The following is a 12,933-nucleotide window of genomic DNA, read 5'->3' as shown; positions in this document are numbered from 1 at the left end:
GGGAGAACCGTGAGTTTTGTAAATTTGAACAATATCCGTGTGAGTTATGACGGAAAACAAAATATATTAGAAGATTTGTCTATTTCAATGGAAAAAGGAGAGCTAGTTTCTTTATTAGGCCCCAGTGGTTGCGGTAAAACAACGACGCTACGTGTGATTGCTGGATTGATTTCGCCGAATGAGGGCTCTTTTGTTCTGGAAAATCAAGAATTAGTGAAAGTTCCTGTGCATAAACGTAATTTTGGTATGGTATTTCAGAGCTATGCGTTGTTTCCTCATCTAACGATTGCTGAGAATGTTGCTTTCGGTTTGAAATTGCGTAAAGAAAATAAAGCGGATATCGCCAAGAAAGTAGCAGATATGTTAGCAATCTGTGGCTTAGAACAGTTGGGTGATCGTTACCCGAAACAACTATCAGGTGGGCAACGTCAACGAGTGGCATTGGCTCGAGCATTGGTTATTGAACCTAAGTTACTACTCTTAGACGAACCATTAAGTAATTTAGACGCTAAACTACGTGTCCAAATGCGGATCGAGATCAAACGTATTCAACAACAACTTGGTATCACAACAGTTTTTGTGACCCACGATCAAGAAGAATGCTTTTCGATCTCGGATAAAGTCGCGGTCATGAATAATGGCGTTATCGAGCAATATGATACACCGGAAACAATCTATCGGCATCCCAAAACTCGTTTTGTTGCACATTTTATCGGTTTTGAAAATTTCTTTCCAGTTGAACCAATCGAAGGCATCCGCTATCAAGCAGCAGGGAATGTCATTGAGACACCTTATGAGCAACCGATAGCAGAACGATTAGTAGCGACGATCCGTCCCGAAGATATCGAGATTGCCTCTGATGCGACACATAACGTTGTAAAAGGTGAAGTGAAAGTCAGAACATTTTTAGGGAAAAGTTACCAGTATGAAGTGACAACGGCTTTAGGTAAGTTCTTAGTAAACGGTACGGATAAACAAATTTACCAAGCAGGGGATCAAATCAACCTGCATTTCCCAAAAGATAAAATCGTTCTTTTGGAAGATAAATAAGCAAAGAAAAGGGGAAAAATCAGTGAAAAAAGGCTTTCTAGTAAGTTCAGTAGTTTTAGCGAGTATGTTTGTATTGACAGCTTGCGGTGGAGGATCTGAAACTAATTCATCCGAAGCGAAAGAGTCAAAAGATCTAGTTGTATCAACATTTGGTTTAAGTGAAGATATCGTGAAAAGCGATGTAATGGATCCTTTTGAAAAAGAATTCGATGCGAAGATCACAATGGATCTAGGGAACAGTGGCGATCGCTTCAACAAATTAATCAGTAATCCTAGAGGAATCGACGTGATTGAGTTAGCGCAAGCGAACTCAGCGGATGGCGCTTCTCAAGAATTATTTGAAAAACTAGATGAATCAAAAATCCCGAATTTAGCGGACTTAACTGAAGGAGCGAAGGAAGTCTTTGATAGTGGTGCGGGTGTTCCGATTGCTGTAAACAGTGTAGGTATCGTTTACGACAGAGAAAAAGTTGGAAAAGAAATTACTAGCTGGTCAGATCTTTGGGATTCAGCATTAGAAGGAAAAATCTCGATCCCGGAAATTACTACGACTGCCGGTCCTTTGATGATGTATATTGCAAGTGATCATGCGGGTGTAGCGATTGAAGATGACAATGGTGAGGCAGCATTTGAAGCCTTAGAAGAATTGAAACCAAATATCGTTAAGACCTATGCAAGATCTTCTGACTTAGCAAACATGTTCCAAGCAGGAGAAATCGAAGCAGCGATCGTGATGGATTTTGCTTATGATATCGTCAAAGGAGATTCTGATACGATCGAGTATGTTGTACCAGAAAGTGGCACATATGCGAACTACAACACGATCAATATTCCAAAAGAAGCAGCGAATAAAGAATTGGCTTACTCATTCATCAACTATAGAATTAGCGAAGAATCACAAAAAACAAAGGCACTTTCATTAAATGAAGCACCGACGAATGATAAAGTGGAGTTGAGTGAAGAAGAAGCTGGTAATATGACGTATGGGGCAGTTGCTGATCGCGCAAAAAATATTGACTTTGATTTCGTGAATAGTCAAATGACTGACTGGATCGATCGTTGGAATCGTTTGATCAACCAATAAACATTTTCCTATAACGGGAAATCATTGAAAAAATAAACATTGGGGTGGTTGTGTCGGAAGCGCACAGCCCCCTATTCTTGTCTAAGAACAATAAAAGTGAGGGAAAAATGTGAAGATTGACTTACTGATTAGAGATGCACAAGTGTATAACACAGCCAAACAATGTTTTGAGAAGAAACATGTCACAGTCAGCGGTGAAAAATTTTATTACATCACAACAAAGGATCTGAGTCACTTGGAGATCCTTCAAGAAATTGATGGCCGAGGGAAATACATGATTCCTGGCTTGATTGACAGCCACATGCACATTGAGAGTTCAATGACTACGCCAAGTATTTTTTCAAAGGCCGTTTTACCATTTGGTGTGACTACAGTGATTGCGGATGCGCATGAGATGGCAAATGTTTTTGGGCTTGAAGGGTTGACTGAATTTATGGCTGCAGAAACGGAATTAGATATTTTCCATGCAATCCCATCGTCCGTTCCTTCCACTACACCTGAACTAGAAACTACCGGTGGCATCATTGGGTTAGCTGAAACAGAAAAGTTGTTAGACAATCCAAAAGTGATTTGTTTAGGCGAAGCCATGAATTTTCACGGCATTGCCCATGAACCAACTTCGCTGATTCGCCAAATTATTGACCTATGTAAAGAAAAACGTCCGACCATGCCGTTAGAAGGACATTGTCCTAAAATTTACGAAGAAGAATTGGCAGCATTTATGTATAGCGGGATTTCTTCTGATCATACGCATCAGTTTCCGGAATCCTTAGCAGAAAAAATTGAGAACGGCATGTTCATCCAATTCCAAAACAAGTCGATCACACCGGAAAATATGGCGGTGATCACAGAAAATGAATATTATGACTATGCTTGTCTCATCACTGATGATGTGATGGCAGACGATTTACTCACTGGTCACTTAAATGAAAATTTGAAAAAGGCAGTAGAGGCGGGGGTGCCGATCGAACAAGCAATCTATATGACGACTTATACGCCTGCACGTAGAATGGGTTTGAATGATCGTGGATTGATTGGACCTGGACGAATGGCTGATTTTATTTTGTTAGATGATTTATCCACATTCGCTATTTCTGCGGTCTTTAAATCGGGCAAAGAAGTCTACAGGCAAGGTAAGGCGATCACTTATCCAGAAAAAATCGAACAATTTCCTACTTCATACAGTCAAACGGTCCATTGTAAAAAGCTTTCTTTAGACGATCTAAGGTTGCCAGTCAAAACGGATTTGGCAAGTGTTCGTTGTAATGTTATTCGTAAACATGAGGTTGGTACATTTACAGAACGGATCACGAAGAAAATTCCGGTGAAAGATGGGTACCTCGATTGGGAAAATTCAGATTGCGCCTTATTGCTCGTGATGGAACGTTATGGAAAGAATGGCAATGTGGCGTATGCTTTGATGGAAGAACCCATTTCAAAACCAGGAAGTATTGCGACGACTTGGGCGCATGATCATCATAACGTGATGGTGATGGGGAATAACTGCCAAGACATTCTGCTGGCTCAGCAAAAATTGTTGGAATTACAAGGTGGCTATGTGGTAGTTAAAGAGGGCAAATTAACAGCAACTTGCCCGCTACCGATTGGCGGGATCGTTTCACAAGCGCCAATTGAAGAGTTAGGCCAAGACTTAAAAACTGTGCGTAGAGAAATGCAAAATCTAGGCTATAAAAACATGAATGAGATCATGTCGTTTTCTACGTTGTCACTACCAGTTTCACCTGCAATCAAAATGACAGATAAAGGAATGATGAATACGAAAACACAGGAATTTTATCCGCTGGTTTTTCCAAGTGATGGTGTTTTGTTATGAGTACACTGATAAAAAATGTCCACGTTCTAACGATGGATGATCAACTGACTGAATACAAAAACGGGTATGTACGGATTGAAGAAAATCGTATCATTGAGATAGGAGAATGGCAGGAAGGGATAGCTTCTGCGGAGGAAGTCATCGATGGAGCAGGCGGCATCTTGTTGCCAGGTTTTGTGAATACACATACCCATGCTGGGATGATTCCTTTTCGATCTTTAGGAGACGATGTGCCAGATCGGTTACGACGGTTCTTATTTCCATTAGAAGCGTTCATGACGCCAGAGCTAGTGGCAGCAAGTACAGCATATGCAATTAGTGAAATGTTGCTTAGTGGTGTGACAGCTTTTTGTGACATGTATTATTTTGAAGATCAAGTCGCGCAAGTATGTGATCAGTTTAAGATTCGTGCGATTCTTGGTGAAACGATCATTGATATGCCTGTGTGTGATAATGTAGAGCCTTCTGGCGGCTTGACTTATTGTGAGACATTCCTGCCAAAGTGGAAAGATCATCCATTGATTACGCCTGCGTTGGCTCCTCATGCGCCGAATACCAATACCTATGAAGGGCTGAAGCGGACAGTTGAATTGAGTGAACGATTCGATGTGCCGATCACCTTGCATGTGGCAGAAATGGACTATGAAATGCAGGAATTAGTGAAGCAGTATCAACAAACGCCATTCGAGTTATTAAAAGACTTAGGTTTTATGAACAGACCGTTGATCATGGCCCATTGTATCCATATGACAGAAGCAGATATTGCCTTGGTCGCTACAGCAGGAGAGCAAGTCGGAATTGCGCACTGTATCGGCGCGAACACAAAATCAGCGAAAGGTATAGCACCAGTTAAAGCCATGCTGTCTGCGGGGTTAACTGTCGGGTTAGGTACAGATGGTCCAAGTAGTGGCAACACTTTAGACCTCTTTGCACAAATGAAGCTCTTTGCCAATTTCCATAAAACCTTTGAAAAAGATCGTGCGCTTTTCCCAGCGAAGGAAATTGTCCGTTTAGCCACTAGAGGTGGGGCGGAATTGTTAGATTTTAAAGAGACTGGTCAGCTTGTTGTAGGGAACAAGGCAGATTTTATTGTAGTTGAGACGCAGTCTGTGAATATGTTTCCGATTTTTGATCCATATTCTGCCTTAGTTTATTCAGCGAATGCTTCCAATGTGGCCCATGTATGGGTGGATGGCAGACAACTCGTACGTGATCATCAGTTAGTCCATCATGATTTTAAACAAATCAAAGCGGATCTCTATGAACAAATGGGGCAATTTGTGTTTGAAGCAAAGCAGAGGATGTAAGAAACAAACCGAATAACCATGGCAGCAAATTTGCTGCCATGGTTATTCGGCATATCTTTGGCGATAACGAATTTTTGTGCATTGTCTGATTCAGCTTTTGATATAAGAAGTAACTATGATTGTTTTTCTAAGATTTCTTTCGTTAGTCGTTTCGCGGTAGGTGTCACTGCAAGTCCGCCTTCTGCTGTTTCTTTGAAAATCGAAGGCATTTGTCTGCCCACTTGGTACATGGCAGCGACTACTTCATCAGGTGGGATCACGCTTTCGATGCCAGCTAAAGCCATATCAGCTGAGATGAATGCTTGTGACGAACCTAAAGCATTTCTTTTAACGCAAGGGACTTCGACGAGACCAGCTACAGGATCGCAGATCAAACCCATCATATTTTTAAGCGTGATTGCCACCGCTTGGGCGGCTTGGTGAGCTGTGCCGTTTTTCGCACAAACCAAGGCAGCCGAAGCCATCGCACTCGCCGATCCAACTTCTGCCTGACAGCCACCTTCAGCCCCGCTGATTGATGCGTTGTTTGCAATGACCAAGCCAAAAGCGCCAGCTGTAAATAAGAAGTCGAGTTGTTGTTCATGGGTTAATTGCAAACGATCACGTACGGCCATCAAGACACCTGGGACAACTCCTGCGCTGCCCGCAGTAGGCGTTGCGCAGATCAATCCCATTTTGGCATTGACTTCGTTCACAGCAATCGCATTACGAACCGCGGTCAAGATTGTTTCGCCACTAAGAAAATCAGCGTTAGAAAGATAGTTGTCCATCTTTTTGGCATCGCCGCCAGTAATTCCTGTGACAGAAGTTACGCCGGCATTTCCTTCTGCGATAGATTGTTCCATCACGAGTAGATTCTTTTCCATGATCTTGATGATCTGCTCACGAGAACGACCGCTCATCTCCATCTCAACTGCGATCATCAATTCGGCAACGCTAGGGTAGTCTTGTGCTTGTTGGACTAATTCTTCAATTGATAAAAACATACCTCGTCTGCTCCTTTACTCGAAATAATTGACACTGTCAATATTTGGTAACTGTTTTAGTTTTTTTACGGTATCTTCTACTTGAGGATCGTCCACTTCCATGATCATAATGGCATTTTCGCCTTTTGACTCACGAGTAACTGTCATTGTACCGATATTGGTGTTGGTTTCTGAAAGAATATTGGTGACTTTAGCAATCATGCCAGGAACGTCTTGGTGGACGATGATCAAGGTTGGTGTTCCCATGCTTAATGAAATCTTGAAGCCGTTCAATTCAGAAATCTGGATGTTACCCCCACCAATTGAGATGCCTGTAACCGAAAGCTTTCGACTGCCTTTTTTCAACAACATTTTGACGGAATTAGGATGATCGGCTTTTTCACTTTTAGGTACGAATAATACTTCCATACCTGCTTCATGAGCCAACCTTAACGAATCTGCTAAACGAGAATCATCAGGTTCCATGCCTAATAATCCTCCAACTAAGGCAATATCAGTACCATGTCCACGATAGGTTTTGGCAAAAGACTCATATAGGTAGATGTCAACAGAATCTGGTTGATCACCAAAAATACTACGGACGATCTTTCCGATTCTTGCTGCTCCAGCAGTATGCGAACTGCTCGGTCCAATCATGACAGGACCAATAATATCAAATACACTTCTGTATTTTAGATCTTTCATTATTTCACCTCATTAGAATAGAAGAACTTATTTGTTATATATAATATGTATTAGGTTCATACAGGCGTAAGTTTAGCATAAATAAGCGATTTATAAAGAGATTTCTTCACGTTTTAACCAGATATTTAGCTTTTTTTTGGATAAAGGTGAAAATAATCAGAAAAAATTGTTGAAAAAAGAGAAAAATTTGCTATACTGTATCAGTGTGCATTCGTTATGTACATGATATGTCAATTGGTTTTAAGATCAACTGACAATACGTGGGAGGAGAAATATGCATCTCCAATTAACCACATCACGGACTTAAGGAGGTATGTCTCGTGGCAAAGAAAGTAGAAAAAATCGTTAAATTGCAAATTCCTGCAGGTAAAGCAACTCCAGCTCCCCCAGTAGGTCCTGCACTAGGTCAAGCGGGTATCAATATCATGGGATTCACAAAAGAATTCAATGCTCGTACAGCTGATCAAGCAGGTTTGATCATTCCAGTTGTGATTTCTGTATACGAAGACCGTTCATTCACATTCGTTACAAAAACACCACCAGCTGCAGTATTATTGAAAAAAGCAGCAAAAATCGAAAAAGGTTCAGGCGAACCAAACAAAAATAAAGTTGCTAAAGTTTCTAGCGATCAAGTAAAAGAAATCGCTGAATTAAAAATGGAAGACCTAAACGCAGCTAACGTTGAAGCAGCAATGCGCATGGTTGAAGGAACTGCACGAAGCATGGGGATCACTGTAGAATAATCTACACCCTAAGAAAGTAGCTTCTCAGTTGGCCCTGTATTGAAAGGTATAGGACACGTGGGAGGTACAACCGTTATAACCACAATCAAGGAGGAACCAAAATGGCTAAAAAGAGCAAAAAAATGCAAGAAGCATTGAAAAAAGTGGATTCAAGTAAAGTTTATTCTGTCGCTGAAGCAGTAGCATTAGCGAAAGAAACAAACATTGCAAAATTTGATGCAACAGTTGAAGTTGCATACCGTCTAAACGTAGACCCTAAAAAAGCAGACCAACAAATTCGTGGAGCTGTTGTATTACCAAACGGAACTGGTAAAACACAAACTGTTTTAGTATTTGCTAAAGGAGATAAAGCAAAAGAAGCTGAAGCAGCTGGTGCAGACTTCGTTGGTGACGACGACATGGTTCAAAAAATCCAAAACGGATGGTTTGACTTTGACGTAGTTGTTGCAACACCTGACATGATGGCTACTGTTGGTCGTCTAGGACGTGTATTAGGACCTAAAGGCTTAATGCCAAACCCTAAAACTGGTACTGTAACAATGGACGTAACAAAAGCAATCAACGAAGTAAAAGCTGGTAAAGTAACTTACCGCGTTGACAAAGCTGGAAACATCCACGTACCAATCGGTAAAGTTTCTTTCGACAACGAAAAATTAGTTGAAAACTTTGCTGCGATCCATGATGTATTAGTGAAAGCTAAACCATCTGCAGCTAAAGGTCAATACATGAAAAACATTACTGTAACAACAACATTTGGACCTGGTATCCATGTAGACCAAGCTTCTTTCTAATCCAACGATTAGAACGTTGATTGATCCAACTGAAAAATAATTCTTGACTCAACTAGTTTAGCGTGCTAAGCTAGTTGAGGTTAATAATTAACTTGTACCGAAGACAGTAGGTGGCGTAGCCTTAATTTCCTACCGAGGACGTTTATTGAATATATTCAATAGTCCCTCTATGTCTACGGTGGCATAGAGTTTTTTGTTGTGAATCACTAAGAACGAAGAGATTAGATGATGAACAATACTCATTGAGTTGAGCGAAAGGAGTCTCCTTTCGAGCGCAAGCGAGTAGAATCACTAAGAACGCAGTGATTAGATGATGAACAAACGATTCAGTCGTAAAAAACTCTTCCATCAAAATTCAGGAGGTGAAACTCAAAAATGAGTGAAGCAATTATCGCAAAAAAAGCAGCAATCGTTGACGAAGTAAGTGCAAAATTTACTGAAGCAGCTTCTGTAGTCGTAGTTGACTACCGTGGATTAACTGTTGATGAAGTAACTCGCTTACGTAAACAACTTCGTGAAGCTAACGTTGAAATGAAAGTTATCAAAAACTCAATCCTTTCACGTGCAGCGAAAAAAGCCGGCCTAGAAGGCATGGACGAAGTTTTCACTGGCCCTACAGCCGTTGCATTCAGTAACGAAGATGTAGTAGCACCAGCGAAAATCATGGACGAATTTGCTAAAGAAGCAAAAGCATTAGAAATCAAAGGCGGTATCATCGAAGGTAAAGTATCTACATTGGAAGAAATCACAGCATTGGCAAAATTGCCAAACCGCGAAGGACTTCTATCTATGTTGCTATCTGTACTACAAGCGCCAGTCCGCAACGTGGCTTACGCTGTCAAAGCAGTCGCAGACAAAGAAGATGGAGATGCAGCTTAATCGCCGCATAGCATAAACAATAAATAAAAAAAGAACATTTAAAATGGAGGAAACAAAAATGGCATTGAACATTGAAAACATCGTTGCTGAGTTAAAAGAAGCAACTATCCTAGAACTTAACGACCTAGTTAAAGCTATTGAAGAAGAATTTGGCGTATCTGCTGCTGCTCCTGTAGCTGCAGTTGCTGCTGGTGGCGGTGCTGCTGCTGAAGAACAAACTGAATTCACTGTAGAATTAACTGCAGCTGGAGACCAAAAAGTTAAAGTTATCAAAGCAGTTCGTGAAGCAACTGGCTTAGGCTTGAAAGAAGCTAAAGCTGTAGTTGATGGCGCTCCTGCACCAGTTAAAGAAGGCGTTTCTAAAGAAGAAGCTGAAGAATTAAAAGCTAAACTTGAAGAAGTTGGCGCTTCTGTAACAGTTAAATAATTTTATTGATTTTTGATTGGCTAAAAACCTTATTGATTAAGGTTTTTAGCCTTTTTTTGAAATGCTTTTTATTTCTAGTTCTAAACCGTAGCAACACAAGTAAAAACATAAAAACCATTTGACCATGAGGAGTTGCAGAAAAGAAAGGTGTTCATCAAGTATATTACTAAAACTTATTCGTAATTAGATATAGTTGGCGATAGATGATGGTAGCTAAAAGGAATTTGGGTACGTGTACAATCTTCTTGTAACTCAACTATTATCCAGACTCGTTCTGGTAGTTTTTTTGTATAAAAAAAACGACTCAAAATGAGTCGTTTAAACAGATTATTGTAATAGATCATTAATTTCTTTAAATTCTTTATCAAGTTCTTTTTCATCATATTTTTCGTATTTGTCAGCTTCATGAAGAATTTTTTTGATTTCATGAATCGCCTTACGTTCAACTAACCATTTTTTTAGGTTGTGTTTTTTTTCTGGATTTTCAGATAACGTATCAAGTTCATTTAATTCTTTATCCAGATTATTGACTGTAACAACAATTTTGTCTAAAGCTTTTTCTTCTTTGTGTTCTAAATCTGACATTTATCTTCACGTCCTTTTTATTTGATAATTTAAGTATAGGACGTTGCCAAAAATTCTTCAAAATAAAACCCTTGTATATACTTATTTGCATAAAGGAGTAGAAGAACTCAACAATTGATAGTTTATCCCCTCCATAGGATTATTTGATTGAAAAAGTGGTGGGTTTTTGAGCTATACTTTGGTGGAGTAACTAAAAATGATAGTAATTTTCATTAAAGCACAGAAACTATTAGTAATATTAAAAGCTTGATATTAAAGCGGTTGAAGTGAATAGAGGTCATCAATAATTATAAAATTATAATACAGGTAAAAGCTTATGCGCTAACCATCTTCGGATGGCATTTTTTATAACATATATAATTAAAACGAATAGAAAGCCTTGTTTTTATAGACTATAATTATGTTGTGGTGCATGATCTTCTATCCAACTTTTAGGACAAAAGGCTTGTTGTTGCAACCCTCAATTAGTCTCACCAGAGCTTCTGTGTTTTCTGCTACTTTTTCTCAGCTGCTTGAAAGAGTAGCCTTTACATAAATAATTTAACAAAGAAGGTATAGTTATGTATTATGTAGAAGTCCAAACGCGAGGAGTAAAAAATAAACAGTATGTTAAAACGGTACGCCATAATTATCCATTATTAGGATCATGGGAAGAGGCTGAACCATTTTCAAAAGAATGTGCATTGCAAATAAAGTCAATATTAGAACAAGAATTAACTTGTGGAAAAGCAAATGTCACTATCATAGAAAAGTGAAAATGATTGAAACTTTAATCAGGCAAAGCAATAGAAGGACAACACATGCTTAATTTCATAAAGGTTATCAGTGAGAAAGTGTGGATAGATAGACTTTAAAAATATATGTAAGAAGGGATAGGCATGACATATGAAGTTAAAGTCAGTAAAGAAATTCTGAATATATTTTCTGAGAATCAATCAAAAAGGTATCAAGAAATAATCTTATATAAAGTGAATGAGTATTTGACACACAACTTTTATCGAATCAAACTTGTTGTTACACCTGTAAAACAATCAATTTATGAAATGAAAATCCGCTTAGGAAAAGAAAATTTTCGAATTGCTTTTATGATAGAGGATAAGAAGGTACAAGTTTTTTATATTAGTCGAACGTTAAAAAAAGAATTATTTGATAAAGAAGTAAATAGATTTGTCCATCGATTCAATAAAAATCACAGAATTACTAAGTCTATGAAGAAAGTAGAGGCATAGTAAAATGAACATGATTTGTAAAAAGCAATTAAAGCAATTTTTGAAAAGAAAATTTAAATCGAAGGATTGTTTTAAGTTAAAAATTCTTACGTTCAAAAAAGATCGCTATTTACTTATCAGTTATGATCAAGAACGATATACAATAGTTGAAGAGGGATTCGAAAAGAGTAAGTATGAATTCGACTCTTCAGATGAAGCAATAAAAGCAGTGATGAAAATGGCAAATATTGAATTTAAACGTAGCTATAGACTTCATGTACAATAAATCCTCTGATAGTAAAGTCTGATGAATCGAAAAAATCCTCTTACGATGTAGAAAGAAATAGGAAATATTAATAAATGAAAAATTAGAAAGCCAGATATTAAAGCCACCAAGGTAAACTAAAAGCAGTGAATTATTGCAAAATAAAAGTAATTAAATCTTTTCTATTCATGATTATGAACCGAAACTTTAACATGAGTAGTTCCGGTATTTTTTGAGCGAATTGTATTGCCTTCAGCATGTTTAGAATAATAGTGATTGAAAGTCTGGTATTTTAAGTATCACGTTTGTTCTGTTTCCTCATCTAATGATACACTAACAGTGAGTAAGTCTGAGGAGGAGAAGAAGTCGCTATGAAAAAGCAATATATACGTAATACACTGATTGGTTTAGGATTACTGCTGATTTTGTTTGTTGGCTATCAACTTTATTTAGAGTATCGACCAGATATCCACTTATTGCTAGATCCACGGGCAAGTCGCAAAGAATGGATGCGAGAAATTCGTTCACACGGAGTATCTGCTGCGTTTATTTTGACGTTATTGATCGGTTTGATGTGTGCGGTGCCAGGTATTCCTACTTCTGTGATCGGTGTGGTCGTCGGCCTAAGTTATGGTCCATTTCTAGGAACAGTTATCAATGTAACAGGCAATGCACTTGGAAATATCTTATCGATCGTTTTGATGCAACATTTATCCTTTATGGATCATAGTAAAAAAGAGAATCGTTGGGTCAAAGCAATACGTCGGATGAAGCATCCAAAAATAGGAGTCATGATCGGCTATATGGTACCGGTGATTCCGTCTTCTGTCGTGAACTTTGCCGCAACCTCCTTAAATCTTTCGGTTCGTGAGTTATTATTATCGATCCTTATCGGCGTAGTGCCATCTTCCCTTTTATATGCGTGTGGCGGAGAAGCATTGTTTCATGGGGAACATATAAAAGCACTTGTTTTGGTCGCTAGTGTGTTAGTTTTAACAGTATTGGTGGTCATTATCTATCGAGATCGAAGAAAACATTTAGTTAAATAACTTTATTTATTTTATTTGAGCCTCCCTGTTTTCAATTATTC

At 38.7% G+C, this 12,933-nt stretch carries 14 protein-coding genes and 1 other annotated feature; of the genes, 11 read left to right on the top strand and 3 right to left on the bottom strand.

Translation table 11 applies throughout. The features are described from left to right. Window positions 1-9 precede the first annotated feature (9 nt). From IGJ49_RS12665 to IGJ49_RS12650, 4 genes are all read left to right on the top strand, one after another. Window positions 10-1,050 carry an ABC transporter ATP-binding protein gene (locus tag IGJ49_RS12665; RefSeq protein ID WP_023520404.1) on the top strand — a complete coding sequence of 347 codons (1,041 nt, stop codon included), beginning with the start codon at window positions 10-12 and terminating at the stop codon, window positions 1,048-1,050. A 22-nt stretch (window positions 1,051-1,072) separates the two neighbouring features. Then, on the top strand, window positions 1,073-2,134 hold the full coding sequence (locus IGJ49_RS12660; protein WP_023520403.1) for an ABC transporter substrate-binding protein: 1,062 nt from the start codon (window positions 1,073-1,075) through the stop codon (window positions 2,132-2,134). A 109-nt stretch (window positions 2,135-2,243) separates the two neighbouring features. Next, the gene (locus IGJ49_RS12655; protein ID WP_062806143.1) at window positions 2,244-3,968 is read left to right on the top strand and encodes an adenine deaminase C-terminal domain-containing protein; all 1,725 of its coding nucleotides are present in this window, start codon (window positions 2,244-2,246) and stop codon (window positions 3,966-3,968) included. Beyond that, a complete protein-coding gene (locus IGJ49_RS12650) occupies window positions 3,965-5,275 on the top strand; it encodes an amidohydrolase (protein WP_153830525.1) in 1,311 nt (436 codons plus the stop codon). Before IGJ49_RS12655 ends, IGJ49_RS12650 begins: the two co-directional genes overlap by 4 nt. A 113-nt stretch (window positions 5,276-5,388) precedes the next feature. Here IGJ49_RS12650 and sdaAA read toward each other — a convergent pair whose 3' ends face one another. After that, the gene (gene sdaAA / locus IGJ49_RS12645) at window positions 5,389-6,261 is read right to left on the bottom strand and encodes an L-serine ammonia-lyase, iron-sulfur-dependent, subunit alpha (protein WP_023520400.1); all 873 of its coding nucleotides are present in this window, start codon (window positions 6,259-6,261) and stop codon (window positions 5,389-5,391) included. 15 nt (window positions 6,262-6,276) lie between these two features. Beyond that, window positions 6,277-6,945 carry an L-serine ammonia-lyase, iron-sulfur-dependent subunit beta gene (gene sdaAB, locus IGJ49_RS12640; RefSeq protein WP_010734281.1) on the bottom strand — a complete coding sequence of 223 codons (669 nt, stop codon included), beginning with the start codon at window positions 6,943-6,945 and terminating at the stop codon, window positions 6,277-6,279. Window positions 6,946-7,265: 320 nt separating this feature from the next. Between sdaAB and rplK the strand changes: the two genes are divergently transcribed. The 4 genes from rplK to rplL all read left to right on the top strand — a co-directional run bounded on the left by rplK (window position 7,266) and on the right by rplL (window position 9,785). Further along, on the top strand, window positions 7,266-7,688 hold the full coding sequence (gene rplK, locus IGJ49_RS12635; protein WP_010734282.1) for a 50S ribosomal protein L11: 423 nt from the start codon (window positions 7,266-7,268) through the stop codon (window positions 7,686-7,688). 101 nt (window positions 7,689-7,789) lie between these two features. Continuing rightward, window positions 7,790-8,479: a 50S ribosomal protein L1 gene (gene rplA / locus IGJ49_RS12630; protein ID WP_010734283.1), complete on the top strand. Its 690-nt coding sequence runs from the start codon at window positions 7,790-7,792 to the stop codon at window positions 8,477-8,479. Window positions 8,480-8,558: 79 nt separating this feature from the next. Next, window positions 8,559-8,684 (top strand) — a sequence feature (ribosomal protein L10 leader region). Between the two features lie 170 nt (window positions 8,685-8,854). Beyond that, window positions 8,855-9,358 carry a 50S ribosomal protein L10 gene (rplJ, locus tag IGJ49_RS12625; RefSeq protein WP_010734284.1) on the top strand — a complete coding sequence of 168 codons (504 nt, stop codon included), beginning with the start codon at window positions 8,855-8,857 and terminating at the stop codon, window positions 9,356-9,358. Window positions 9,359-9,416: 58 nt separating this feature from the next. Further along, entirely contained in the window at window positions 9,417-9,785 is a 369-nt protein-coding gene (gene rplL, locus IGJ49_RS12620; protein WP_010734285.1) for a 50S ribosomal protein L7/L12, read from the top strand. Window positions 9,786-10,112: 327 nt separating this feature from the next. On the opposite strand, the gene IGJ49_RS12615 is transcribed toward rplL, so the two are convergent. After that, window positions 10,113-10,370 (bottom strand): hypothetical protein, encoded by a 258-nt coding sequence (locus IGJ49_RS12615; protein ID WP_438723737.1) that lies wholly within the window; start codon window positions 10,368-10,370, stop codon window positions 10,113-10,115. A gap of 560 nt (window positions 10,371-10,930) precedes the next feature. On the opposite strand from IGJ49_RS12615, the gene IGJ49_RS12610 reads away from it, so the two are divergent. The 3 genes from IGJ49_RS12610 (at window position 10,931) to IGJ49_RS12600 (ending at window position 12,892) form a co-directional block, all read left to right on the top strand. Then, complete coding sequence (locus IGJ49_RS12610; RefSeq protein ID WP_019722298.1) at window positions 10,931-11,125, top strand: hypothetical protein; 195 nt, start codon at window positions 10,931-10,933, stop codon at window positions 11,123-11,125. Between the two features lie 123 nt (window positions 11,126-11,248). Continuing rightward, window positions 11,249-11,599, top strand: a complete 351-nt coding sequence (locus IGJ49_RS12605) for a hypothetical protein (protein ID WP_010734288.1) — start codon at window positions 11,249-11,251, stop codon at window positions 11,597-11,599. A 615-nt stretch (window positions 11,600-12,214) separates the two neighbouring features. Further along, on the top strand, window positions 12,215-12,892 hold the full coding sequence (locus IGJ49_RS12600; RefSeq protein ID WP_137072846.1) for a TVP38/TMEM64 family protein: 678 nt from the start codon (window positions 12,215-12,217) through the stop codon (window positions 12,890-12,892). The last annotated feature ends 41 nt before the right edge of the window (window positions 12,893-12,933 follow it).

The organism is Enterococcus sp. AZ171, assembly GCF_051714005.1.
GTDB classification, from domain to species: Bacteria; Bacillota; Bacilli; order Lactobacillales; family Enterococcaceae; genus Enterococcus_B; species Enterococcus_B pernyi.
This window is presented reverse-complemented; position numbering and strand designations above follow the sequence as displayed.